20 protein-coding genes and 8 pseudogenes are annotated in these 25,103 nt (G+C 70.7%); 21 read left to right on the top strand and 7 right to left on the bottom strand.

Translation table 11 applies throughout. From position 1 onward, the window contains the following. Positions 1–444 precede the first annotated feature (444 nt). The 7 genes and pseudogenes from BLV72_RS48575 (at position 445) to BLV72_RS51355 (ending at position 3,336) form a co-directional block, all read left to right on the top strand. A complete protein-coding gene (locus tag BLV72_RS48575) occupies positions 445–633 on the top strand; it encodes a hypothetical protein (RefSeq protein WP_167746551.1) in 189 nt (62 codons plus the stop codon). 298 nt (positions 634–931) lie between these two features. Next, positions 932–1,288 (top strand): hypothetical protein, encoded by a 357-nt coding sequence (locus BLV72_RS46315; protein ID WP_093470095.1) that lies wholly within the window; start codon positions 932–934, stop codon positions 1,286–1,288. Positions 1,289–1,301: 13 nt separating this feature from the next. Beyond that, positions 1,302–1,589: pseudogene (locus BLV72_RS52445) on the top strand (CoA-binding protein); the annotation flags it as partial. Between the two features lie 175 nt (positions 1,590–1,764). Beyond that, positions 1,765–1,866: an acetate--CoA ligase family protein gene (locus tag BLV72_RS51360; protein WP_093470094.1), complete on the top strand. Its 102-nt coding sequence runs from the start codon at positions 1,765–1,767 to the stop codon at positions 1,864–1,866. 297 nt (positions 1,867–2,163) lie between these two features. After that, a complete protein-coding gene (locus BLV72_RS50945; RefSeq protein WP_244321360.1) occupies positions 2,164–2,436 on the top strand; it encodes an acyl-CoA dehydrogenase N-terminal domain-containing protein in 273 nt (90 codons plus the stop codon). Beyond that, positions 2,352–2,837: an acyl-CoA dehydrogenase family protein gene (locus tag BLV72_RS50940; protein ID WP_244321359.1), complete on the top strand. Its 486-nt coding sequence runs from the start codon at positions 2,352–2,354 to the stop codon at positions 2,835–2,837. The genes BLV72_RS50945 and BLV72_RS50940 overlap by 85 nt, the downstream gene beginning before the upstream one ends. Positions 2,838–2,871: 34 nt before the next feature. After that, positions 2,872–3,336, top strand: coding sequence for an acyl-CoA dehydrogenase family protein (locus BLV72_RS51355; protein WP_143059879.1), 465 nt, complete (start codon positions 2,872–2,874; stop codon positions 3,334–3,336). On the opposite strand, the pseudogene BLV72_RS46295 reads toward BLV72_RS51355, so the two are convergent. Beyond that, positions 3,301–4,549 (bottom strand): annotated as a pseudogene (locus BLV72_RS46295) (RNA-guided endonuclease InsQ/TnpB family protein). The gene BLV72_RS51355 and the pseudogene BLV72_RS46295 overlap by 36 nt on opposite strands. A gap of 152 nt (positions 4,550–4,701) precedes the next feature. On the opposite strand from BLV72_RS46295, the pseudogene BLV72_RS51730 reads away from it, so the two are divergent. The 4 pseudogenes from BLV72_RS51730 (at position 4,702) to BLV72_RS52435 (ending at position 8,303) form a co-directional block, all read left to right on the top strand. Beyond that, positions 4,702–5,689: pseudogene (locus tag BLV72_RS51730) on the top strand (ABC transporter permease). Beyond that, positions 5,686–6,589: pseudogene (locus tag BLV72_RS51725) on the top strand (ABC transporter permease); the annotation flags it as partial. The pseudogenes BLV72_RS51730 and BLV72_RS51725, both read left to right, overlap by 4 nt. A gap of 4 nt (positions 6,590–6,593) precedes the next feature. Next, positions 6,594–7,437: pseudogene (locus BLV72_RS52440) on the top strand (ATP-binding cassette domain-containing protein). Next, positions 7,434–8,303, top strand: a pseudogene (locus BLV72_RS52435) (ATP-binding cassette domain-containing protein). The pseudogenes BLV72_RS52440 and BLV72_RS52435 overlap by 4 nt, the downstream one beginning before the upstream one ends. An 11-nt stretch (positions 8,304–8,314) precedes the next feature. Here BLV72_RS52435 and BLV72_RS46270 read toward each other — a convergent pair. Next, positions 8,315–9,252: pseudogene (locus BLV72_RS46270) on the bottom strand (ROK family protein). Positions 9,253–9,314: 62 nt separating this feature from the next. Between BLV72_RS46270 and BLV72_RS46265 the strand changes: the two are divergent. From BLV72_RS46265 to BLV72_RS46220, 10 genes are all read left to right on the top strand, one after another. After that, positions 9,315–10,085: a creatininase family protein gene (locus tag BLV72_RS46265; protein WP_093470093.1), complete on the top strand. Its 771-nt coding sequence runs from the start codon at positions 9,315–9,317 to the stop codon at positions 10,083–10,085. A gap of 14 nt (positions 10,086–10,099) precedes the next feature. Next, a complete protein-coding gene (locus tag BLV72_RS46260) occupies positions 10,100–11,227 on the top strand; it encodes a mandelate racemase/muconate lactonizing enzyme family protein (RefSeq protein WP_093470091.1) in 1,128 nt (375 codons plus the stop codon). After that, positions 11,224–11,655, top strand: coding sequence for a RidA family protein (locus BLV72_RS46255; RefSeq protein ID WP_093470090.1), 432 nt, complete (start codon positions 11,224–11,226; stop codon positions 11,653–11,655). The genes BLV72_RS46260 and BLV72_RS46255 overlap by 4 nt, the downstream gene beginning before the upstream one ends. A gap of 29 nt (positions 11,656–11,684) precedes the next feature. Next, complete coding sequence (locus BLV72_RS46250) at positions 11,685–12,518, top strand: IclR family transcriptional regulator (RefSeq protein WP_093470088.1); 834 nt, start codon at positions 11,685–11,687, stop codon at positions 12,516–12,518. Then, positions 12,515–13,654, top strand: coding sequence for a serine hydrolase domain-containing protein (locus tag BLV72_RS46245; RefSeq protein ID WP_093470086.1), 1,140 nt, complete (start codon positions 12,515–12,517; stop codon positions 13,652–13,654). The genes BLV72_RS46250 and BLV72_RS46245 overlap by 4 nt, the downstream gene beginning before the upstream one ends. 155 nt (positions 13,655–13,809) lie before the next feature. Further along, entirely contained in the window at positions 13,810–16,731 is a 2,922-nt protein-coding gene (locus BLV72_RS46240; RefSeq protein WP_093470084.1) for an alpha-glucuronidase family glycosyl hydrolase, read from the top strand. Positions 16,732–17,008: 277 nt separating this feature from the next. Continuing rightward, on the top strand, positions 17,009–17,785 hold the full coding sequence (locus BLV72_RS46235) for a (5-formylfuran-3-yl)methyl phosphate synthase (protein WP_093470082.1): 777 nt from the start codon (positions 17,009–17,011) through the stop codon (positions 17,783–17,785). Between the two features lie 8 nt (positions 17,786–17,793). Next, complete coding sequence (locus BLV72_RS46230; RefSeq protein WP_093470080.1) at positions 17,794–19,197, top strand: aldehyde dehydrogenase family protein; 1,404 nt, start codon at positions 17,794–17,796, stop codon at positions 19,195–19,197. Then, positions 19,194–20,303 (top strand): NAD(P)-dependent alcohol dehydrogenase, encoded by a 1,110-nt coding sequence (locus BLV72_RS46225; protein WP_093470079.1) that lies wholly within the window; start codon positions 19,194–19,196, stop codon positions 20,301–20,303. The genes BLV72_RS46230 and BLV72_RS46225 overlap by 4 nt, the downstream gene beginning before the upstream one ends. A gap of 101 nt (positions 20,304–20,404) precedes the next feature. Further along, a complete protein-coding gene (locus BLV72_RS46220) occupies positions 20,405–21,319 on the top strand; it encodes a class I SAM-dependent methyltransferase (protein ID WP_093470077.1) in 915 nt (304 codons plus the stop codon). Between the two features lie 32 nt (positions 21,320–21,351). Here the strand turns inward: BLV72_RS46220 and BLV72_RS46215 are convergent, their stop codons facing one another. The 5 genes and pseudogenes from BLV72_RS46215 to BLV72_RS46195 form a co-directional block, all read right to left on the bottom strand. Next, positions 21,352–22,020 carry an SGNH/GDSL hydrolase family protein gene (locus BLV72_RS46215; protein WP_093470075.1) on the bottom strand — a complete coding sequence of 223 codons (669 nt, stop codon included), beginning with the start codon at positions 22,018–22,020 and terminating at the stop codon, positions 21,352–21,354. Between the two features lie 240 nt (positions 22,021–22,260). Continuing rightward, a pseudogene (locus BLV72_RS46210) lies at positions 22,261–22,643 on the bottom strand (winged helix-turn-helix transcriptional regulator). A 113-nt stretch (positions 22,644–22,756) separates the two neighbouring features. Next, complete coding sequence (locus tag BLV72_RS46205; protein ID WP_093470073.1) at positions 22,757–23,095, bottom strand: hypothetical protein; 339 nt, start codon at positions 23,093–23,095, stop codon at positions 22,757–22,759. Between the two features lie 148 nt (positions 23,096–23,243). Next, a complete protein-coding gene (locus tag BLV72_RS46200; RefSeq protein WP_208906120.1) occupies positions 23,244–24,269 on the bottom strand; it encodes an NADP-dependent oxidoreductase in 1,026 nt (341 codons plus the stop codon). Positions 24,270–24,504: 235 nt separating this feature from the next. Further along, positions 24,505–25,077 carry a TetR/AcrR family transcriptional regulator gene (locus BLV72_RS46195; RefSeq protein ID WP_093470069.1) on the bottom strand — a complete coding sequence of 191 codons (573 nt, stop codon included), beginning with the start codon at positions 25,075–25,077 and terminating at the stop codon, positions 24,505–24,507. Between the last annotated feature and the right edge of the window lie 26 nt (positions 25,078–25,103).

Raw genomic sequence — 25,103 nt, 5'->3', positions numbered from 1 at the left:
GAGAACCGGTGCTCGGCGAGCGCGCCTACCGCTCCATGGCCGAACTCCCCCAACGCGCCGACCTCGCGTGATCGCCGTCCCGGCGGCCGGGTTCGAGTCGGCGGTCGAGGACGCGCTCGCCGCCGGGGCACGCGCCATCGTCGGCATCACCGCGGGCTTCGCCGAACTCGCACCGAGGGCGAGGCGCGGCAGACGGCGCTGGCCCGGCGGTGCGCGGGCGGGTGCCGTCCTGCTGGGCCCAACTGCCTGGCGTCCTGGACAGCGGCAGCGAACTGTATCTCTCCTCCAATCCACTGCCGCCCGGCACGGTCGGCTGATCTCGCAGAGTGGCAACATGGCCCTGGAGCTCAGCCGATCCTGGCCGACGGGGACTCGGCTTCTCCCGCTTCGCCTCCTCGGCAACCAGGCCGACCTCACCGTCGCGACCTCATCCGGGCCTACACCGTGCACCCGGAGACCAAGCTGATCGCGGTGTACAGCGAGGACTTCGGCGACGGCCGCGACTTCGTGGCAGCGGCTGCCGAGGCCACCACGATGGGCAAGCCCGTGGTGCTGCTCACCGTCGGCGCCAGCGAGGCGTCCGTACGCGGGCCAAGTCGCATACCGGAGCGCTGGTCAGCGACAGCTCGGTGATCGACGCGGCCTGCCGGGCCGCCGGGATCGACCGGTGGCCAGCCCCCGTCAGATGGCCAGCCTGCTGGAGGCGCTGCATCTGTTCGGCGCTGCCCCCGCCCGCCGGTGGCGGTGCTCGCCGACGGCGGCGGCCATGCCTCGGTCGCCTGTGACCTGGCCGAGCGATACGGGTTGTCCGTGCCGGAGTTCGATCCCGAGCTGTCGCGGCGGCTACGAGACCATCTGACGCCGTCGGCGGGGTGGGCAACCCGGTGGACCTCGCGGGCATGGGTGAGCGGGATGTCACCTCCTTCGCCCGGTGCTGGGCGATCTGCTCGACGCGCCGGACACCGACTCCGTGCTGATCACCGGCTACTTCGGCGGCTACGGCGAGTACAGCGCCGCCCTCGCCGCCGCCGAAATCGAGACCGCCGCCGAGATGGGCGAGCTGGTACGCGACCGCTGCAAACCGGTGGCCATTCACACCATGTATCCCTACAGCGACGCCGCCGAGGAACTGCAGCGACGCGGTGTGCCCGTCTTCCGCGCCATCGAGGAAGCGGCACGCAGCCTCGGATGCTGGCCCGGCGCACCCCCGCCGACCCCGCGCTGCGCCCCCTGCCCGACCCGGCACAGCCCGTGGCGGATGACGGCTATTGGAGCGCACGCGAGCTGATCCGCGCCGCGGTGTGCACTTCCCGCGGCGCCTGGTCACGACGGTGGACGAGGCCGTGGAGGCGGCCCGCGAGATCGTGGCGGGTCGTGGTCAAGGCGCTCGGCCTGCTGCACAAGTCCGACTCCGGGTCGCGCTCGGGCTGGAAGGCGATCCGGCGGTCCGCACCGCCGTCGTCGACATGGCCGAGCGGCTGTCTCCGCCGGGGTACTGCGTCGAGGCCATGGCGGATCTGCGCGACGGTGTCGAATTGATCGTCGGCGTCCGGCGGACCCCGGTTCGGCCGGTCACCATGCTCGGCCTCGGCGGGGTCACCACCGAGGTGCTGCGCGACGTGGCCTTCGCGCTCGCCCCGCTCACCCCGGGCAGGCCAGTGAGCTCCTGGGCCGGCTGCGCTCCGCGGCCCTGCTGCACGGCGTGCGTGGCCGCCCGCCGTCGATCTCGACGCACTCGCCCACACCATCGCCGTCATCACCGAAGTGGCGGCGGCCCATCCGGAGATCTCCGAGCTGGAAGTCAACCCGCTGCTCGCCACTGCGCGCGGATGCCAGGGCCTGGACGCCCGCATCGTCCTGGGCTGACACCTACACGGCTGACATTCACACGACAGACACCCACCGGCTGACACCCACCGGCTGACACCCACACGTAAGAGCGCTCGCCGGCGCCACATCACCTCGCGCACGGCACATCAACAGGAGGAAACACACGTGGAATTCGCCCTCAGCCCCGTCTGGCCGAACTGAAGCAGCGTGCCGCCGGCCTGACCGGCAAGATCATGCAGTTCGAGGACGAGTGCGAGGCAACAACGGTCTGCCGCCCGAAGCCCACGCCGTCATCCGCGACGAGGTGCTCGCCCATGGTCTGCAGCCATCAACATGCCCGCCGAATGGGGCGGCGCAGGCCTCACCATCCTGGAACAGGTCGTCGTCCAGGACGAGTTGGGCCAACTCACCAACGCCCTGTGGGACGCGGTATGGCGGCCCGCCAACTGCCTCAGCGCCTGCACGCCCGAGCAGCGCGAGCGCTACCTCGTCCCGACATCGAGGGCCGCCGCCGCGACGCGGTGGCCATCACCGAGGAACACGCCGGCTCCGACCCCTCCCGGATCCGCACCACGGCCACCCGGGACGGCGACGGCTATGTCCTGAGCGGCGAGAAGTGGTTTGTGACCGTCGGCGACGCGGCGGACTTCCTCATCGTCCTCGCCTATGTGCGGCCGGACAACGAGCCGACGATGTTCCTCGTCGACAAGGACACCCCGGCGTCTCCGTCAAGCGCACCCCCGCTACACCCACACCTTCGTCTACGAACACCCCGAGTTCCTCTTCCAGGACGTCCGGGTCGGCCAGGCCGCCGTGCTCGGCAGGATCGGCGAGGGTACGACCTGACCCGCGACTGGTTCACCGAGGAGCGGCTGATGATCGCCGCGCGCACCATCGCGCCGCCGAGCGCGCGCTACGGCTGGCCGTGGACTGGGCCAAGGAGCGTGAGCAGGCGGGGACGTACTGATGAACGCCAGCTCATCCAGGGGATGATCGCCGACTCGTGACCGAGATCCCACCAACCGCGCCTTCACCCACCAGGTGGCCTGGGAGTTCGACCAGGGTGGCGACCGCAAGACCCTGCACGCCAAGGCCGCCACCGCCAAGCTCGCCGCCTCCGAGGCGTCCAACCGGATCGTCGACCGCTGTGTGCAGATCTTCGGCGGCCGCGGCTATATGCGGACATGCCGGTCGAGCGCTGTGGCGCGAGCTGCGGGTGGACCGGATCTGGGAGGGCACCTCCGAGATCCAGCGCTGGTCATCGCCAACGAGGTCGGCAAGCGCGGCCTGGACGACCTGCTGTCCTTCACCGCCGGAGCTGACCGGCGCCATCCGGAGCAGGGGCCGTACGGCCACCCCGGGTCGTACGGCCACGCCCACTGCCGTACGCCACACCGAACGGCCCCTGCCGCCGGCACCCCACCGCCGCGCCGCCCGAACACCCCGCGTGGCAACGACCCGCAACGTCCTTCAAGCACCGAGGCAGGAGAAGCACCAGCGCCTTGACGCTCTCCGCCTAAAGCGGGAGATTCCACGGGTCGCCCCGTGGAGTTCCTGCTTCGTCGCCGACTGCCCGCCCGGAGTTCTCCGTTGAGGTCTTACACCGGCTCCACAGGCCGATACTGCCGTCCGGCACCAGAAGGTTCTTCGCCGCGTTCACGTCACGGTCATGGGTGACGCCGCAACCACACGTCCAAATGCGGACGTGCAGCGGCATCGCCTCGGCGAGGGCGCCGCAGGCGGAGCACAACCTGGAGGAGGGGAAGAAGCGGTCGACCGCGATCACTTCCCGTCCGTACCAGGCGGCTTTGTACTCCAGCATGCTCCGGAAGTCCGACCATGCCGCATCGCTGATGGCGCGGGCCAGGCTCCGGTTCCTGACCATGTTCCGCACGGTCAGGTCCTCGATCACGAGCGTTTGGTTTTCACGCACGAGACGAGTGGTCAGCTTGTGCAGCCCGTCACGCCGACGGTCGGCGATCCGGGCGTGGATCCTGGCGACCTCACGCCGGGCCCTCGCCCGGTTCGCGGACCCCTCGGCCTTCTTCGCAAGGCGCCGCTGGGCCAGGGCAAGCCGGGCACGGTCACGGCGCTCATGCCTGGGGTTGGCGATCTTCTCCCCGGTGGAGAGGGTCAGCAAGTGGTCCAGGCCGACGTCGATACCGACCGCCGCACTCGTCGCGGCCAGGTGCCTGACACCGGGTCCTCGCACAGCATCGAGACGAACCAGCGGCCTGCCGCGTCCTGGACACCGTCACCGTGGACGGCTTCGCTCCGAGGGCAGAGGGCGGGACCACACGATGTCCAGTGGCTCCGCCATCTTCGCCAGCGTCAGCTTCCCGTCACGGAAGCGGAAGCCGCTGGTGGTGTACTCGGCGGACATTCGGGACTTCTTCCGCGACTTGAAGCGCGGGTACTTCGCCCGCTTGGCGAAGAAGTTGGTGAACGCCGTCTGCAGGTGCCGCAGCGTCTGCTGGAGCGGGACCGAGGAGACCTCGTTGAGATAGGCCAGTTCCTCAGTCCTCTTCCACGCCGTCAGCATCGCCGACGTGACGTTGTAGTTGACCCGCTCCTGCCCGGCCCACGCCTCGGTCCGGGCCACGAGCGCCATGTTGTAGACCTTCCGGACACACCCGAACGTGCGCGACAGCTCGGCCGCCTGTGCACTGGTCGGATAGAAGCGGTACTTGAACGCCCGCTTCACCCATGCCGTGGTCACACTCACACGCTAGCGGGACGGCAAGTGAAGACCAAAGCTGCGGGTCAGGGCACGGTCTTTCGCCCTGGCAGCGAAATCCCGCACCTCACCCTGCTCCGCAGGAGTCCGTTTCCTCTCCGCCGCGAACGGCGGAGTATCCACGGAGGAACCTGATGAGCGCCCTCACCCTCGACAAGCCACCCACCCGGCGGACTCCCGTCGCGCCACCGGGACACGGCACGGCTGCTGCGCACCGTACTGAGGCGCGTGGGCACGGCACTGTTCGTCCTGCTGTGCACCGCGACCGTCTCGTTCTTCCTCGTCCGGCTCTCGGGCGACCCGTGAAGATCCTGCTGCCGCCCGACGCCACGGCCCACCAGGAGAGCGTGCTCCGCGCGTCCCTCGGACTCGACCGGCCGCTGTTCACGCAATACCTCGACTACCTCTGGGGACTGCCCCGCCTCGACCTCGGCGACTCCCTGGTCTACGGCCAGCCGGTCAGCGAAATCCTCGCCGACCGGCTGCCCGCCACGATCGAACTGGCCGCCGCCGCCCTCGCGGTGACCCTCGTCATCGCCATCCCGGCGGGCATCTTCGCCGCGATGCGCCGCGGCCGCCGCTCCGACCACACCGTGATGACCGGCGTCCTGCTCGGCCAGTCCACCCCGCCGTTCTGGGTCGGCATCCTGCTCATCCTGGTCTTCGCCGTCTGGCTGCAGGCCCTGCCGCCTCCGGCTACGGCACCTTCGCCAACCTGGTCCTGCCGGCCGTCACCCTCGCCGTCTACTCCGTGGCCGTCGTCGCGCGGCTGCTGCGCTCCTCGCTGATCGACGTGCTGTCCTCCGACCACATCCGCAGCTCCCGCGCCAAGGGCTTCGGGCCGCTGAAGGTGGTGCTCCGGCACGGGCTGCGCAACGCCTCACTGCCGGTGGTGACCGTCATCGGTCTGGAAGTCGGCAATCTGCTCGGCGGGCAATCCTCACCGAACGGGTCTTCTCCTGGCCCGGAGTCGGACAGCTGACCGTCGAGGCGATCTCCAATCGCGACTTCCCGCTCGTCCAGGCCACCGTCCTGTTCTTCGCCGCCACCTTCGTCGTGGTGAACCTGCTCGTCGACCTCTCCTACAGCTTCCTCGACCCGAGGGTGAGGACGTCCCGATGACCCTCATGTCCCCTGCCGCGACCGGCCATGCCCCGGCGACGGCACCGGCCGGCGGCTCCCGGTCCGTCGTCCTGCGCGCGCTCCTGCGTAACAAACTCGCCGTCCTGGCGCTCGCCGTACTCGCCCTACTGCTGATCGCCGCCCTGTTCGCACCGCTCGTCGCCCCCTACGACCCCAACGCGCAGAACCTCCTCCTGCGGCTGCGGCCCCCCGCCTGGCAGGACGGCGGCAGCGGCGCCCACCTCCTCGGCACCGACCAACTGGGCCGCGACATGCTCTCGCGTGTCATCTACGGCGCCCGGGTCTCGCTGCTCGTCGGCGCGGGGGCCGCGCTGCTCGCCGGTGTCATCGGCACCGTCGTGGGACTGGCCTCCGGCTATTTCGGCGGCTGGGCGGACCGGGTGCTCATGCGGCTCGCCGACGTCCAGCTCGCCTTCCCCTCACTGCTCCTGGCCCTCGCCATCGTCGGCTTCCTCGGCTCGGGTCTGTGGTACGTGATCCTGGTGCTCGCTTCACCGGCTGGGTCTCCTACGCCCGCGTCGTGCGGTCCGAGGTGATGTCGCTGCGCACCCGCGACTTCATCACCGAGGCCCGGGCGATCGGCGTCACCGACGTCACCATCATGCGCCGCCATCTGCTGCCCAATGTGATGGCGCCGCTGGCCACCATCGGAACCCTGCACGTGGCCGCCGCGATCGTGGCCGAGGCGTCCCTGAGCTATCTGGGCCTGGGCGTGCCCAAGGAGACGGTCACCTGGGGTGCCATGCTCTCCGACGGCCAGCTCTATCTGGGCACCTCCTGGTGGGTCGCCGTGTTCCCCGCATCGCGCTGATGCTGACCTCTCTCGCCATCAACATCACGGGCGACGCCCTGCGGGACGTCGCGGACCCGAAGGCCTACGCCGATGACCATCGACCGACCGACAACCGACCCGTCCCAGCGGCCGGCGGACGAGCAGCCGCTGCTGGAAATCAACGGCCTCAGCGTCGACTTCAGGCTCGAGACCTCCGTCGTGCACGCGGTCCAGGACGTCTCCCTCCATGTCCGGGCCGGTGAGACGCTCGCCGTCGTGGGCGAGTCGGGCAGCGGGAAGACCGCCACCGCACTGTCCGTTCCGCGTCTGAACCCGAGCCCTCCGTGCGTCTACGCGAGCGGCGAGATCCTCTTCGACGGACGTGACCTGCTGAGGCTCTCCGAGAAGGAACTCGGCCGGATCCGGGCCGCGACATCGCCATGGTGTTCCAGGACCGATGACCTGCCTCGATCCGCTGCAGCGCGTCGGGGCGCAGGTGGCCGAGGTGCTCAGGCATCACACCGGCATCTCCCGCGCCGAGGCCAGGGACGCCGCGCTGGACGCGCTGGAGGAGGTCGGCATCCCCGACCCGGCCCTGCGCTACCGGCAGTACCCGCACGAACTCTCCGGCGGCCTGCGCCAGCGCGTGATGATCGCGACCGCGCTGGTGGGTCGGCCCCGCCTGCTCATCGCCGACGAGCCGACCACCGCCCTGGACGTCACCGTGCAGAGCCAGATCCTCGACCTGCTCGTCACCCTCCAGCACAAGCACGGGATGGCGGTCGTGCTGATCACCCACGACCTCGCGGTCGTGGCGGAGACCGCCGACCGCGTCGTGGTCATGAACCAGGGCAAGGTCGTCGAGACCGGCGATGTGCTCGACGTCTTCGACCGTCCGGCCGACGACTACACCCGCAAACTGCTCGCCGCCACCCCGCGATTGGAGGCGGCATGACCACCGAAGCCGCTGCGCCCGCGCCCCCGGGCGGAAAGGTCCTCCTGGAACTCGTCGGCCTGCGCAAGGAGTTCGGCACCAGGACGGTGAACGTGGCCGTCGACGACGTCTCGCTCGAAGTCCACGAAGGCGAGACGCTCGCCCTGGTCGGCGAGTCCGGCTGTGGCAAGACCACCCTCACCCGGCTGCTGCTCAAGCTCGTCGAACCCACCGCCGGAAACGTGCGCTTCGACGGACAGGACCTCGCCACCCTCTCCCCGCCGGACTGCGTGCCGTACGGCGCCAGATGCAGGTCGTCCTCCAGGACCCGTACTCCAGCATGAACCCGCGGATGCGCATCACCGACATCGTCGCCGAACCGCTGGTCACCCACGATCCCGAGGCCCGCGGGCGGCGCGCCCGGGCCCGCACCAGGGAACGGGTCGGGGAACTCCTGGAGGCCGTGGCCTGGACGCCTCCATCCAGGACCGCTACCCGCACGAGTTCTCCGGCGGCCAGCGCCAACGCGTCTCGATCGCACGGGCCCTGGCGCTCCGGCCCCGCCTGCTCGTGCTCGACGAGCCCACCAGCGCACTGGATGTCTCCGTGCAGGCCACCGTCCTCGACCTGCTGGCGGATCTCCAGAGCCGGCTGGGCCTCACCTATGTGTTCGTCTCGCACAACCTCGCCGTCGTACGGCAGGTGGCCGACCGGGTCGCGGTGATGCGCCGGGGCGCCTGGTCGAGGTGGGCGAGACGGCCGCGGTACTGCGCACCCCCCAGCACCCCTATACGCGGCAACTGCTCGACGCGGTGCCGGTCCTCGACCCGCGCAGGGGCCGCCGTGCCGCGGACCGCCTGTCCCTGACGAGCGAAGAGAGCCGATGACCGCCCGCGCGCTACAGATGCGAGACGACGAGACCGGCGCCGCCGAGCAGCGCGACATCGTCGACGGCGGCCGTGCCGACGAGCACCCGCGGCTGCTCGGCGCCCGAGAAGGCGACGGCGTCCCGCAGCCTCTCCTCCACCACGGTGCGAAAGCGCTCACCGCCCTCGCGCGCCTCACCGTGCAGGATGAAGAGGCCGGGTGCGAAGAGCTGCTGCACGTTCACCAGCCCCAGGGCGAGGTTGTGCGCGTACTCCTCCACCACCTGCCCGGCGAGCGCGCCCCCGCGGTTCACCAGTGCCTCCAGGGACGTCTGGCCCCCAGTCCCACGGCGCGGGCCCGGGCCCGCAGCCAGCCGGTGGTGGCCACGGTCTTCCAGCAGCCGCGGCTCCCGCAGGTGCACCGCTCGCCGCTGGCCGACACGGTCATATGGGCGCCGCTGCGCCCGCCGGGCGGGGCCATCACCTCGCCGTCGTAGAGGAGCCCCACGCCGAGCACCTCACCCGTGGAGACCGAGGCGAAGGTGCGCCGTCCACGGCCGGCGCCGAACCAGCGGTCGCCGAGCACCTGCAGTCGGGCCCGGTGCTCCACCCGCACGCTCGCCCCGGTGAGCGCGCCGAGCCGCTCCGTGACGGGATAGCCGTGCAGTCCGGGCGCGTCGTTCACTTCCATGATCAGGCCCGTGACGGGGTCCACGAGCCCGGCGGCGGCCACCCCGATCCCCTGGAGTTCATGGCCGGCGAAGACCCCGGCCGCCGCGGCCAGCGCCGTGTCGATGTCCGCGGGGGTGGCGGTGGCCGCGTCGTACGACGACTCGGTGCGGTCCAGGATCCGGCCCGCCATGGACAGTACGGCCGCCCCGACCCGACCGGGGACCAGCTCGACGGCCCCCAGCCGCCGAGGCGCCTGGGGAGCGGCCGGTTGCGGCGCGGCCTCGGGGACCAGTCGCAACGGAGAACGTTTGTGGGCCATGCGCCGACTCTGCCATGGCCCCGTTTCGGAGAGGTAGCACCGTGAGCCAATCGAGACTGACCGAACTCACCTGGCGGGAGGTGCGCCGGGCCGGCGAGGAGGGCATCGCTCTGCTGCCCATCGGTTCGCAGGAGCAGCACGCCTCGCACCTCCCGATGGGCACCGACACCCTCCTGGTCGAGGAGGTGGTGGACCGCGCGCTGGACATGCTCGCCCGGGAGGCCGGGCCGGGTGTGGTGCGGTTGCCGGCGCTGCCCTTCGGGCACAGTCCGCACCACTTGTTCGCGGCCGCCGTCTCGCTCTCCGCGGCGACCTTGGGCGCGGTCCTGGACGACATCCTCGACTCGCTGGTGACCAGCGGATACCGCCGCATCATGGTCGTGAACGGCCATGGCGGCAACGACGAGATCATGCGGCTCGCCGTGAAGCGGTTCGCGCTGCGTTCCCCGGTGACGGTCGCCGCCTGCTCGTACTGGACCCTCACCGCGGGTGAGGAAGGAGCGGGGCGGCCGGATGTCACCCCGGGGCATGCCGGATGGTTCGAGACGTCACTCATGCTGGCGGCCCACCCGGACCTGGTGCGGACACCCGTGCCGGCCCGCGCTCCGGTCGAACCGCCGCCCCTGTTCGACGCCCCGCCCTACCCGGGCCTGACCGTGGAACGCCACGGGGAATGGGAGCGGGTCGGCGGCTCCACGGACGACGCCGCCGACGCCGACGCCACCCGGGGCGACCGGCTGCTGGAGGACCGGGCGCGAGGACTGGCCCGGGCGATCCAGGCCTTCGACGCGGCGAGCCGGTCACCCCGATGATGCGAGGAGTAGCAATGAAGATCACTGACGTCGACGTATGGGTGGTCAACCTCCCCCTCGTCAACCCCTTCACCAGCTCGTTCGAGACCAAGACGGGCGAGACGCGCACCGTGGTGCGCATTCGCACCGACGAGGCTGTCGAGGGCTGGGGCGAGACGATGTGGGGTGCGCCGGTCGCCGCGATCGTCCGGTCGATGGCCCCCGACCTGATCGGGACCAGCCCGTTCGCGCTGGAGAGCTTCCATCGCAAGCAGCACATGGTGCCGTTCTTCTACGGCTACCTCGGCTACGCGGCGATCGCCGCCCTCGATGTCGCCTGCTGGGACGCGATGGGCAAGGCCACCGATCAGTCCGTCACCGACCTGCTGGGCGGTGCCGTCCGGGACGAGGTCCCGATCACCGCGCTCATCACCCGCGCCGACGCGCCGGGCGCGCGGGGCCCGGGCCTGCCCGAGGCGATGGCGGAGCACGCGGTACGCGTTGTGGCGGAGGGCGGCTTCGAGGCCGTCAAGCTCAAGGGCACGAAGGACTGCGCGGGCGATGTCGCCATCCTGCGCGCCGTGCGCGAGGCGCTGCCCGAGGTGAACCTGCGTGTCGACCCGAACGCGGCCTGGTCGGTGCCCGACTCGATACGCGCCGGCATAGCCCTGGAGGAACTCGATCTGGAGTACCTGGAGGACCCCTGCGTCGGCATCGAGGGCATGAGCCAGGTGAAGGCGAAGGTGCGCATCCCGCTGTGCACCAACATGTGCGTCGTGCGCTTCGAGGAGTTCGCCCCCGCCATGCGGCTGAACGCCGTCGACGTCATCCACGGTGACGTCTACAAGTGGGGCGGGATCGCGGCGACCAAGGCGCTCGCCGCGCACTGCGAGACCTTCGGTCTGGGCATGAACCTGCACAGCGGAGGCGAGCTCGGCATCGCCACGGCGGCGCATCTGGGCGTCGTCTCCAGCACCCCCGTGCTCTCGCGCGCCATCGACAGCATGTACTACCTGCACGCCGACGACATCATCGAGCCGCTGCACCTGGAGAACGGCCGGCTGAGGGTGCCGACGGGACCGGGGCTCGGCGTGAGCGTGGACGAGGAGAAGCTCCGGCACTACGCCGCGGCCAACGAGCGGGAAGGGGACCTGACGGGATGAGCGAGCGGATGAGCAAGCGGGCCGTGCACACGCCGGGGGCCCCGCGCCCAGCGGGTGTCTACTCCCAGGGCGTGGTGGCGGGCGGGTTCCTGTACACGGCGGGATTCGGCCCGCAGGACCCGGTGACGGGCGAGATTCCGGAAGGCGTCGGGGCACAGACCGCACAGGTGCTGCGCAATGTCGCCGCCGTGCTCGCCGAACAGGGGCTGAGCCTGCGCGACGTGGTGAAGGTGACGACACATCTGCAGCACCTGAAGCGGGACTTCGCCGCGTACGACGCCGCCTACCGCGAGTTCTTCAGCGAGCCGTGCCCGGTGCGCACCACCGTCGGCTCCGATCTGATGGACATCCTGGTGGAGATCGATGTGGTGGCTGTCGTACCGGGCAGGGAGGGGCGTTCCGATGAATCGTCCATCCGTTCCGGATAATGGAACGGCGATGGGTTAGGCTGAGTGACATGCCGAACCCGGTCAATACCCCCGCGAGCCACCGCGAAGAGCCGCGTGCCGCCGCAAAGGGCCCTGTGGACAAGGCACTCGAGGTGCTGGACGCACTGGTCCAGCCCGACCCCCCGCACCGCCTGGCCGACCTCGCCGCCCGCACGGGGCTGCCGAAGCCGACCGTCCACCGTCTGCTGCAGACCTTCGCCGACGCCGGATACGCGGTCCCGGGCCCCGGCGGCAACTACCAGGCCGGGCCGCGTCTGCTCGGGCTCGCCGCCACGACGATGGCGTCCAGCCGCGAGCTGCGGCTGGCCCGCCCGGTCCTGGACGACCTGCGGCAGCGCACCGGCCACCTGGCCCACTTCTCGGTGCGGGACGGCGCCGTGGCGGTGCATGTGACGCACTCGGAGCCGTCGTCCGCGTACCACATGGCACCGGCCGCGGGCGGCGAAGTCCCGTTGTACTGCTCGGCGGTGGGATGGGCGATGCTGTCGGCCCTTCCGTCGCCGATGGCGGCGGAGCTGCTGGGCAGCGCGCCCCTCCCGGCCCGTACGCCGCGGACGGTGACGGACCCGGAGGCCGTGCTCGCGGCTCTGCCCGCCGTGCGCGAACAGGGCTACGCGGTGGACGACGAATACGCGGAGCAGGACGTCCGCGCCATCGCGGCCCCGGTGCTGGGGCCCGGCGGCCAGGTCGTCGGCGCGGTCGGCATCCTCGGGCTGACGTTCACGCTGGACGAGGGGAGCGTGGCGATGCTGGGGCCGATGGTGCGCGCCGCCGCCGGCACGGTGTCGGCGGCGCTGCGCGGCGGCGCGGGGACGCTGGGGATCGTGCGGGGGCAGGAGTGAGCGGGGCCGCGGGCGGTCGGACCGCCCGGGCAGCGGAACGGACGGGAACAGCCGGACCGCACGAGGCAGACGAGCCGGGGCCGCTCGAAGGACTCCTGGCAGCGGGCCGCCGGAGCGGGATCTACTCCGCGGCCGCCTGGTCGCTCGGCACCGCGACCGGGCGGACGGTCCACGGGCACCTGGGCACCAGCAGTTGGGGCGGGGCGGAGCTGAACGGCACCGAACTGTGGGACCTGGCCTCGGTGACGAAGCCGATCGTGGGCCTGGCCGCATTGCGGCTGGCGGAGGCGGGAGCACTGCGCCTCGACGACACGGTCGGCACGTATCTGCCCGAGTACCGCCGCGTGCCCGGCAAGGCGGACATCACCCTCACCCAGTTGCTCGCCCACACCTCAGGACTGCCCGGCGGCACCCCCCTGTGGCGCGCGCACTCCGACCGGGACGGACTGCTGGCCGCCCTCCGCGAGCTGCCGCTGCGCGGGGCGCCGGGCACGGTGGTCGAGTACTCCTCCGCGGGCTTCATCCTGCTCGGCCTGATCCTCGAACGGGCCACCGCCACCGGCCTGGACGAGCTGGTCGCACAGCAGGTGTGCGCGCCGCTCGGCATGCGCGAGACGGTGTTCGCGCCCGGCCCGGCCGCCCGCGAGCGCGCGGTCTCCACGGAGCTGTGCACCTGGCGCGGCCGGCTGGTGACCGGCCAGGTGCACGACGAGAACGCGGTGGTGCTCGGCGGGGTCTGCGGCCACGCCGGCCTGTTCGCGTCGCTGGCCGACGTGGACCGGCTGGGCCGGGCGCTCGCGACGGGCGGCGAGGGTCTGCTGAGCGCGCCCGGCTTCGCCCGTATGACCGCCTGCCATACGGAGGGTCTCCCGCTGCGCCGCTGCCTCGGCTGGCAGGGGCAGGACGCGGTGGGATCGCCGGTCGGTACGGCGATGGGTCCGTCCTCGTACGGCCACACGGGCTTCACGGGGACGAGCCTGTGGGTGGAGCCGGGGGTGAACGGGGCGGATGGCCGCTACTACGTCCTGCTCACCAACCGCGTCCACCCCAGCCGCGAGCCCCGCCGCTTCCCGGCGGTCCGCCGCGCCTTCCACCACCACGCGGCAGCACTCGCCCGCGCAACGGACACGCTCTGACGCACGCGCAGGTTTGTTGGATTTTGATAGGTGACAAGGGCGCCATGTTCCCTTGTGGTTCGTTGTGTTGACACATGTCGTGATGAGTGTGACGGTTGCGGAGCTTGGTCCTGGCCTGGATGTGCACTGTTCGTTCTGCAACGGAAGTGGGACGCATGAGCTCAGGAATACGGCGCCGCAGCCTTCTGTCCGCGGCCGCTCTGGGAAGCACAGCCGCTTCGCTCGGTCTCTCCGTCCCGGCGTCGGCGCAGCCGGTCCTCGGCACGAAACCGTCCGCGGCGACGTTACCCGCCGAGGACGGGTACGACCTGTGGCTGCGCTACCGGCGGGTGGAGGATCCCGGTCAACTGGAGCGGTACCGGGCCGCGTTGGGGACCCTGGTCTGGCAAGGGGGCGGCCCGCTCCAGCAGTCGGCGGTGGAGGAGTTGGGCCGCGGGCTCACCGGGCTGCTCGGTACCCGGGTGGCGCCACGCATCAGCGCCCCCTCACCCGCGGCGCTTGTGGTGGGCACCGCGAAGAGTTCCGCCCTGATCCGAGAGCTCGTGCCCGCGGCCGACCTGGCCGAGCTCGGCGACGAGGGCTACGTCGTCCGCCGCGTCACCCGGCGCGGCAAACACTTCACCGTGGTGGCGGCCCACGCCGACCGCGGTGTGCTCTACGGTGCGTTCCATCTGCTGCGGCTCGTACAGACCCGGCGGCCGCTGGAACAGGTCGACCTCATGGAGCGCCCGGCCACCCCGCTGCGCATGGCCAACCACTGGGACAACGACGACGGTTCGATCGAGCGCGGCTATGCGGGCCGGTCCTTCTTCGACTGGGAGAAGCTGCCGCAACTCGACACCCGGTACACGGACTACGCACGGGTCCTGGCCTCGCTCAGCATCAACGGCGCCGTGATCAACAATGTCAACACGCCGGCGGACTACCTCGCCGAGCCGTTCCTGACCAAGCTGGCCGCCTTGGCCGGGGTACTGCGCCGCTACGGCGTGGCACTGTACGTCACGGCGAACTTCGCCGCCCCCATCGACCTGGGCGGGCTGGACACCGCCGACCCCTTCGACCCGGGGGTGCGCGGCTGGTGGACGAAGCAGGCCGCGGAGATCTACGGCAAGATCGAGGACTTCGGCGGCTTCCTGGTGAAGGCCAACTCCGAGGGCCGCCCCGGGCCTTTGGACTACGGTCGCACCCACGCCGACGGGGCCAATCTGCTGGCGGGCGCGCTGAGACCGTACGGCGGGATCGTGATGTGGCGGGCGTTCGTGCACGACAGCGACGAGAAGTGGGACCGGCAAGCCTACCTCGACTTCACACCGCTGGACGGGAAGTTCGCGCACAACGCCGTGGTGCAGATCAAGAACGGGCCGATCGACTTCCAGGTCCGCGAGCCCGCCCACCCGCTCTTCGGCTCGCTGCCGCGTACCAACTCGATGATCGAACTCCAGGTGACACAGGAGTACACGGGGCACGCCACCCATCTGTGCTATCTGGTCCCGCAGTGGAAGGAGGTCCTGGACTTCGACACCCTCAAGGCCGGCGAGGGCAGCACCGTGGCCCGTGTCGTGACCGGCCGAGTGCACTCCTACACGCACTTCGGTTTCGCCGGCGTGATGAACTTCGGCGATGCCAGGAACTGGACCGGCTCACATCTGGCCGCCGCCAACACCCACGGCTACGGACGGCTGGCCTGGAACCCGGACCTGTCCGCACAGGACCTGGCCGCCGAGTGGACCCGGATGACCTTCGGCAACGACCCGCGCGTCGTCAAAACGGTCTCCGCCCTGCTCCTGGACTCCTGGCACACCTACGAGGACTACACCTCGCCACTGGGCACGGGATACCTCACCCATCCGCCGGACGCCTCGGTGGCCGGGCACTTCGACCCCAGCCCGACGACGACCACCCAGTTCCACACGTCGGACCGCGCGGGCATCGGCTACGACCGCACCACCGCCACCGGCGACGGCTTCACCGAGCTGTACGCGCCGGCGACACGGGACGCCTATGAGTCGCCGGCGAACTGCCCCGAGGAGCTGCTCCTCTTCCTCCACCATGTCCCCTACACCCACCGGCTGGCCAGCGGCACGACCGTGATCCAGCACATCTACGACACCCACTTCTCCGGCGCGGCGCGGGTGGCGGACATGCGCACGGAGTGGGAGGGGCTGCGCCGCCGCGTCGACCACCGGCGGTTCACCGATGTGCACCGGCAGCTCGGGGAGCAGATCACCGAGGCCGCCAAGTGGCGGGACACCCTGGTCGCCTACTGGTTCGACCTGAGCCGGATCCGCGACGAGCGCCGCGCCTGGCTCCAGGCGATCGTCGCCCCGGCCGACACCGTGCTGCTGGGCGGGGAGCGCAACGAGCTGCCGGTGCAGGTCCTCAACGCGACGGGCTCCGGGCTGCGCACGGTGACCACACTGGATGTACCCGAGGGCTGGCGGTCCGAGGAGGCGGCCGCCTACGTGGCCTCGCGGGAGGGCCAGACGGTGAAGATGCCCGTCGTGCCGCCACCGACGCCCGCGCTCGCCACCTTGCACGCGCGCCCGAGGTCGGGCGCGGTGCCGGTGCTCGACGCCTCGCTGCGCAGCCTGGCCAAGGCCGTCGTCGTGCCACCCGCCGCGCGCTGCGTACACGCGCTGGACGCCGGGCCCGACTCGGCGCCGGTGCTGAAGGACTACGCCCGGCTCTCACCGTCGAGCGGCTGGCACGAGGGCGCCGGTTTCGGCTGGGTCGGCAACACGCCCGACGCCACGGACACCGGACTGTTCGACGTCGTCCGCCGGGACTACGTACGCGACAGCGCCCCGGCCGTGCTGCGGCTGAAGCTGCCCGCCGGACGCTGCACCGCGCATCTGCTCACCGGCGACCCCAACACCCTCAACAGGTCGCTGATCGTCCGGGTGGACGGGATCGAGAGGGCCCGGAGCGAGCAGCTCGACGGCCGGGAGTTCACCTGGCTCCGGATCCCGCTGGACGGCGGATCCTCCGGACGCGAGGTGGACCTGGAGCTGTCCGCGAAGGAGGACGAGACCTGGCATCTCAGCGCCTGCGTGGTCGTGGCGGACGGGCCGGCCTAGCCCGCGGTGGTGGCCACCGCGGTAGGCCGTCGCCGCAGGATTCCTCGGCGGGCGCGTTACCCGTGCGGACGACGTGGATCGGCGAGGTCACCGGACCACGGATGCATCCGCGCGCGGCTGCATCGCAACGGCGTGGACGGTGCGTGGGGGGCGCGGGTGCGCCATGCAATGCCCCGTTCGGACTCCGCGCGCCCTGCCGGTGGCCGTGAGCCGCGGCAATGATGAGCCGACCGCACGTGATCCACGACTCCGCACACCTGCCCTGTGGCGGGTGGACATGCGGTGGAAGGAATGTACGTTGTTGCTTCTCATCTCCCCGGACAGCGTCGAAGAGGCCCTCGACTGCGCGAAGGCGGCGGAGCACCTCGACATCGTCGATGTCAAAAAGCCCGACGAGGGCTCGCTCGGTGCGAACTTCCCGTGGATCATCAGGGAGATCCGCGACGCGGTCCCGGCGGACAAGCCGGTGTCCGCCACCGTGGGAGACGTGCCGTACAAGCCCGGCACGGTGGCCCAGGCGGCGCTCGGCGCGGCTGTCTCCGGAGCCACGTACATCAAGGTCGGCCTCTATGGATGCACAACGCCCGACCAGGCCATCGATGTCATGCGCGGGGTCGTCCGGGCGGTGAAGGACTACCGGCCGGACGCGTTCGTCGTCGCCTCGGGCTACGCCGACGCCCACCGGATCGGCTGCGTCAACCCGCTCGCGCTGCCCGACATCGCCCGCCGCTCCGGCTCCGACGCGGCCATGCTCGACACCGCGATCAAGGACGGGACACGGCTGTTCGACCACGTTCCGCCCGATGTCTGCGCGGAGTTCGTCCGGCTGGCCCACGAGGCCGATCTGCTCGCCGCCCTCGCGGGCAGCGTCAAGGCAGGAGACCTCGGCGAGCTGACCCGCATCGGCACGGACATCGTGGGGGTGCGCGGGGCGGTCTGCGAGGGAGGCGACCGCAACGCCGGAAGGATTCAGCCGGAGCTGGTGGCCGCCTTCCGGGCGGAGATGGACCGGCATGCCCGGGAGTACGCGGCCACCGTCGCCGCCGCGAGCTGACCGCGGGCATGCCGACACATCAGCCCCGTCGCACCCCGGGGCCCCGCGGCGAGCGCTTCGCCGTCCTCGATCCGGCGACGGGCGAGGCCTTCGACGAGGCTCCCGACCAGCGGCCGGACGAGTTGGACGCCATCGTCGAACGGGCCCACGATGCCTGGCGCGACTGGCGGGCCGACCCCGTCGCCCGCACCAGCGCGCTGTTCGCGGCGGCCGACGCCGTGGAGGCGGCCGGGGCCGACCTCGCTCCACTGCTCACCCGTGAACAGGGCAAGCCCCTGGCCGAGTCGTACGCGGAGATCGCCCGTGCGGCGGCCCGCCTGCGCTACTTCGCCGAACTGGACCCGGTGCCAGAGCCGATCGCGGACGGCCGGCCGGTACGCACCGAGATCCGCTGGCGACCGCTCGGGCCCGTCGCCGCGATCGTCCCGTGGAATTTTCCCCTCCAGCTCGCGTCGGCGAAGTTCGCGCCCGCGCTCGCCGCGGGGAACACGATGGTGCTCAAGCCCTCCCCGTTCACGCCCCTCGCCACCCGGCTGCTGGGGTCCGTCCTCTCCGCCGCCCTCCCCCAGGACGTACTGACGATCGTCACCGGTCGCGAGCCCCTCGGCGCCCGCCTCGCGTCCCATCCGGGGATCCGCCATGTGACCTTCACCGGTTCGATCGCCACCGGACGGGCCGTCGCCGAGGGCGCGGCGGCCTCGCTCGCCCGGGTCACCCTGGAGCTGGGCGGTAACGACGCCGCCATCCTGCTGGAGGACGTGGAGGTGGAGCGGATCGCGGACCGGTTGTTCTGGGCGGCGTTCCGCAACTGCGGGCAGGTCTGCATGGCGGTCAAGCGCGTCTACGCCCCGGCCCGGCTCTACTCCCAGGTGGTCGAGGCCCTCGCGGAGCGCGCGAAGACCGTCGTGGTCGGGCCCGGCCTCGACCCGGGCTCACAGCTGGGGCCGGTCAGCAACGCCCCCCAGCTGGCCCGGGTCGAGCGCTGCACGGCCCGGGCCCTGGCGGACGGCGCCAGAGCCGCGGCCGGTGGTCACCGGCTGGAGGGGCCGGGCTACTTCTTCGCGCCGACGATCCTGGCCGATGTCCCCTCCGGCAGCCCGGTGGTGACGGAGGAACAGTTCGGCCCGGTCCTGCCGGTGCTGCCGTACGAGCGCCTGGACGAAGCCGTCGAGGCGGCCAACGACACCGGCTTCGGACTGGGCGGCTCGGTATGGGGAACCGACCTCGACCGGGCCGAGGCGGTGGCCGACCGGCTGGAGTGCGGGACGGCGTGGATCAATAACCACGCCGAACTGTCCCTCGCCCAGCCCTTCGCCGGCACCAAGGACAGCGGTGTCGGCGTCGCGGGCGGGCCGTGGGGGCTCTACGGAAACCTCAGGCCGTTCGTCGTGCACCGTCCGGAGGAGGCGTGACCAAGAGGTTCGACGCTGCGGTACTGCGCTCGTACGAGAGCCGATTCGCCGTCGAGGAGGTGACCGTGGGCGCGGGGCCGGCCGACGGCGAGATCCTGGTCAGGATCGCGGGCTGCGGGATGTGCCGGACCGATCTCGCGGTCCGGCGTTCGGCGGGCCGCTCACCGCTGCCGGCGGTGCTCGGCCACGAGGGAGCCGGGGTCGTGGTGGAGACGGGCGGCCCGGACACCGGCCTCGGCGTCGGCGACCATGTCGTGCTGAGCTTCGACTCCTGCGGACACTGCCGGAGCTGTCTGGGCGCGGCCCCCGCCTACTGTGACTCCTTCGCCTCGCTCAACCTCTTCGGAGGGCGCAAGGAGAACGCGGCACGGTTCACCGACGCGGCCGGGATCGCTTTGGCTCCCCGGTGGTTCGGCCAGTCCTCGTTCGCCGAGTACGCGATGGTCCCGGCCCGCAATGCCGTCCGGGTCGATTCCTCGCTGCCCATCGAACTGCTCGGACCGCTCGGCTGCGGCTTCCTCACCGGCGCCGGAGCGGTCTTCACCTCCTTCGGTGCCGGTCCCGGCGATGCCATCGCGGTCTTCGGCGCGGGAGCGGTGGGCCTGGCCGCGGTGATGGCGGCCACCGCCGCCGGGGCGGTGACCGTGGCCGTCGACCGGCACCCCGAACGGCTGGCGCTCGCCGAGCGGCTCGGCGCGAGCCCGTTGCACGCCGCATCGGCCGGCCTGCCCGAGCGCATTCGGCAACTGACCGACGGTGGCGCGCAGTACGCGCTGGACACCACGGGCTCCGCCCAGCTGATCAACGACGCGCTCCGGGCGCTGCGCCCGACCGGCCACCTCGGCCTGGTGGCACGGCTCCACACCGCGCTGCCACTGGAACCGGGCACGCTGGACCGGGGCAGGAGGATCTCCCATATCTGCGAGGGGGACGCGGTGCCGGGACTGCTGATTCCGCGGCTGACCGGGCTGTGGCAGGCCGGGCGCTTCCCCTTCGACCAGCTGATCCGTACCTACCCGCTCGCCGACATCAACGAGGCCGAACGCGACTGCGACGCGGGCCGCGTGGTCAAACCCGTCCTGATTCCCGCGGGGACGGGCCGATGAACGTGGCGTTCAACGCCATCACCCATCCGATCGATCGCCACATCTTTCGTACTTCGTATTCCTCGCTGTTCGTAGTCTCTGCTCGCCCCAAGGGAGGACACATGGTCGGCACAGCGCATCGGAGCGCCGGTGTGGAAGGCGTGGAAGGGGGTGTGGGCCTGACCGCTCTCATGGTCGCCGCGGCACGGGCGATCGAGACCCACCGCCACGACAGCCTGGCACGGGACGCCTTCGCGGAGCACTTCGTGCTCGCCGCACCGGCCTCCGCGGGATGGCCGATCCGCATGCAACAGGTTCCGGACGGAGACGCGGATCCGCTGTGGGGGCGATTCGCGCGCTACTTCGGTCTGCGGACGAGGGTCCTCGACGACTTTCTCCTCCGGTCGGTGCGGGCGGAGGCGGGGGGCGCCCGCCAAGTGGTCCTGCTCGGGGCGGGGTTGGATACGCGGGCGTTCCGGCTCGATTGGCCTTCCGGCTGTGTGATCTTCGAGATCGACAGGGAAGGCGTACTGGCCTTCAAACACCAGGTGCTCGACGGACTGTCGGCCACCCCGAAGGCGGCGCGCGTACCGATCCCGATCGATCTGCGCGCCGACTGGGTCGGAGCGCTGACCGACGCCGGCTTCGACAGGGCCGAGCCGAGCGTCTGGCTGGCCGAGGGGTTGCTGTTCTACCTGCCAGGCGCCTCCGAGAAGTACCTCATCGACACGGTGGACCTGCTGAGCACGGGTGGCAGCGCCCTGGCGTTCGAGGTCAAGCTCGAGAAGGACTTGCTGGCATACCGCGACAGCCCGCTCTACACCTCGACAAGAGACCAGATCGGCATCGACCTGCTCAACCTGTTCGATGGCGAGCCGCGGCCCGACTCCGCGGGTGATCTGGCGGACAAGGGCTGGTCCACCTCGGTCCACACCCCCTTCGACTTCACCCGCCGGCACGGGCGCGGCCCGCTGCCCGAGCAGAATGACGCGCTGGAGGGCAACCGGTGGGTGTTCGCGAACAAGCCCCGGCCGTAACGCCGCCGTCAGACGGCCCGCCACGCCCGCGGTCACTCGACCAGGCGCAGCCAGGCCGCCGCGAGCGCGGCGTGACCGGCCGGCGTCGGGTGGACGCCGTCCGCGGCCCAGTACTCCGGCCCGGTCGTCGCGGCGAGCTCGGCGAACATGCCGTCGGCGTCGAGCAGCTGCGCGCCGTAGGTGAGGGCGAGCTTGCGCACGACCTGGATCTTCGGGTCCAGGTCGGTGCGCCATTCCTTTCGCTCGTCGTCTCCGATGAACGCGTAACCGGCGCCGGCCTCGACGATGCCGTGGATCGGCAGGAGGAACGGCACGATGAGGATCAGCTCCGTGCCCGCCTCGGCGAGGGGCGCGAGCAGGCGGTCGTAACCCGCTTCGAACTCCTCCGCGGTGATCAGGTACCCCTCCGGGTCCAGCGTGTGCCAGCCCATGTCGTTGACCCCGACGAGGATCGACACCACGTCCGGGCGCGCGTCGAGGACGTCTGTCTGCCAGCGGGCTTCGAGGTCCATCACCTTGTTGCCGCCGATCCCGGTGTTCAGCCAGGTCACGGGCCGGTCCGGGTGCCGTAGTCCCCACTCCCCCGCGATGCGCAGCGGGTAACCGAACCCGAGACCGTCTTCGCTCTGCAGCCGTTGGCAGTCGGTGATCGAATCGCCGGTGAACATCACGGTGCTTCCCGGTCGAATAGTGATCGTCATATGCGCTCCTTGGACTCGGGTGAGAGGAGGAAACCGAATGAGAACGGTCATATCCTGGCGAAATGATCATCCGGCAGGATCTCTCGAAAGATGTCGGACCTCACCGACATCGGACCGACAGTCCCCGATATGCCGCCGACACCACGGCTCCGCCGCCCGATCCTGAGCCGGGTGAACTCCCGGGTGAACTCGAAGCAGCGCTTGACACCTACACCACCAGGGCGTGGCACTGGGCGCCCGTCAGCCGAAGCGACGGCGCGCTTCCTCGATGTGACCGAGGTGGGTGTGCGTCCAGCCGCACATTCCATCGACCGTCGCGCGCAGGGCCCGGCCCGGCTCGGTGAGGGTGTACTCGACCCGGGGCGGCACGGTGGGATACACCTTCCGCTCGACCAGGCCGTTGCGCTCCAGCATGCGCAGGTTCTGGGCGAGCATCTTATGGCTGACGCCCTCGACGTCATTGCGCAACTCACCGAAGCGCAGGGTGCGCTCACCGAGCGCCTCGATGATCAGGAACGCCCATGTGTGGGCCACGTCCGAGAAGATCTCCCGCGCCAGAGAGTCCGCGCGCCTCAGTCCGCGTCCTCGGGCAGGTCCTTGAGTAGCTGCCCCGGCGATCTCATCCCTGAGCCCGTCCATCACGGCCGCACATCGCGCACCGCTGCGCGGCCGTGTCCACCGGACGCGGAGCCGGCCGGTGGCATCCGATCCGCGCCACGGCCCCGCCGAATGGCCGTCAGGCGTTGGCGACCTTCCGGAGTTTGCGTACGAGCTTGACGACGGCCCAGACGATGAGGCCTCCCAGGAGGAGCAGGAACAGGATCGCCTGCCACAGGGGCATCTTCTTCTTTCCGGTGGACGAGCCGCCGCCGTTGCTGCGGGAGGAGTAGCCGCCGCCCTTCGACTTCTTGTTGCCACCGACCTTACTGACGCCACCGCCGCCGCCGCTGCCACCGCCTCGTTTCGACGACAGCCCCACGGACGAGACGGAGTCACGCGTCGGCACCGCGTGGGCCGCGGCGGGTGCCACCCCGAGCAGGGCGCCGATCAGGAGGAGTGTGGTTGCCAAACGCATGAGAGATCCCCGTGATGGTGAGTCGGAAAGATATTCGCGCCAGGGCGCAGCGTCGCACCCTAGGGCATGGATCTGCGCTGTCGGAACTCGGGCACGGTCCGACAGTGCGGCGACAGCCCGGTGCCTCCCGAACCGCTGTCACGTCACGTCAGTCGAGGCTGACGAGCGTCTTTCCAGTCGTTCGGCCGGCGATCATCTCCGTCAGCGCGTGCGGAGCCGATTCCAAGCCCGTGAACACGGTCTGGCGATAATCCAGCTCGCCGGCGCGAAGCCACCCAGCCATCTGGCGCTGCATCTGCCCCATGAGATGCAGATTGCTGCTCCCACGGAACCCACGAAGGGTCAGATCCTTGGAGACCGCGAGGAACAGGTTCCGCGGCCCGGCCGAGCCGGACTCGTACTCCGAGATCGAGCCACACAGCGCTACCCGCCCGCCTCTCCTCAGGTGTGACAGGGCAGTCTCGAGGTGGGTCCCCCCGACGGAGTCGAAATAGACATCGATTCCGTCGGGCGCGATGCCGCCCAGACTTGCCCCGAGGTTCCCCACCCGGTAGTTGAAGGCTTCGGCGCCCAGGCTGTCGCGCAGCCAGTCGACCTTCTCGTCGGTGCCCGCGCTGGCCACTACCCGGTTACCCGTGAGCCGTGCGATCTGCACGGCCAAGCTGCCCACCGCCCCCGCGGCAGCCGAGACCCAGACCGTTTCCCCACCTCGTAGAGCGTCAACGACGTGCAGACCGGCATAGGCCGTCAGACCCATTCCGCCCAGCGGGCCGAGATACCACTGCGGCTCACATTCGTCGAGGTCCAGGCGTGTCAGGGTGCCGAGTCCGCTGAGCTGCTCGGCACCCGCGTCCACGGCGGCGTACTCACGCCAGCCCTGGGCGTGCCACACGACGTCACCCGGGGCGAAGCCCTCAGCCCGGGACTCCACCACCTCCCCCACGGTCATGATGCCGTCCATGGCGCGTCCGAGTGGAAAGGCGGCGAAATAGCCGGAGGGGGCGTCGGGACGTAGCCGCAGCCGAAGGCCCGGGTCCACCGATGTCCACGTGTTGCGTACGAGCACCTGCCCCGGCCCGGGCCGGGGCACGGGGACCTCGACCAACTCGAAGTCGTCCGGGCTGACGCTGCCGGCCGGGTATGCCCTGACCCGGATCTCCCGTCCAGTCCGCATCATGCCGGTACCACCGCGACGGGCATCATGCGGCGTAGTACGGGTTGTGCGGTGCCGCTGAAGTGACAGGAGCCTTCGTTCATCAACACCACTCCGGGATTCACGGTCTTCTCGCTGCCATCGCTCGACAATGAACCAATATCAGTTTGGTTTGATCACGCGCAACGGTACAGCGTGCACTCGACCGGGATTCCGCAGGACGAGGACGAGGGCGACTCCGGGGGCGGAAACGGCATCACGAACGGGCCCTCAGTCCGTCCAGTGTGAGGTCGAGCAGGCGTTCAGCCCGTTCCCGGTGTTCGGGCATGGCCGAGGTGACGGCGATGCCTTCGAGGGCGGCACCCATGTCGGTGGGGGTGATGTCGGTGCGGATCGTCCCGGCGGCTGCGCACGCGTCCATCAGTGTGGTGATGGCGGCCTGGATCATGTCCCGACTGTGGCCGTAGGGGTTGCTTCCCGTGGCGGCGATGGCGCGCAAGGCGTCGGCCATGCCGAACTTCGCGGTGACGTAGTCCAGGAAGAGGCGTGTCCAAGCGCGCAGGGCTTCGTAGGGCGGCTTCTCCTCGAGCAGATCGGGGACGGCGTCGCACAGCTGCGCCACCTCGTTGCGGTAGACCGCCTCGATCAGCGCCTCACGGGTGGCGAAGTTCCGGTACAGCGTCGCGCTGCCCACACCCGCCTCCTTGGCGATGCGCTCCAGGTGCGCGTCCAGCCCCTCCTCGGCGAACACGCGCACCGCGGCCGCGAGAATCTTGTCTCTGTTACGCCGCGCGTCAGCTCGCAACGGGCGTTGTGCACTGTCGGCCATCAGCGGTCGCCCTCCCCTCTCCGGTC

Origin of the sequence: Streptomyces melanosporofaciens, assembly GCF_900105695.1 — a bacterium.
GTDB lineage: Bacteria > Actinomycetota > Actinomycetes > Streptomycetales > Streptomycetaceae > Streptomyces > Streptomyces antimycoticus.
Note: the sequence above shows the minus strand (reverse complement) of the source record. Positions and strands in the feature narration are given on the sequence as shown.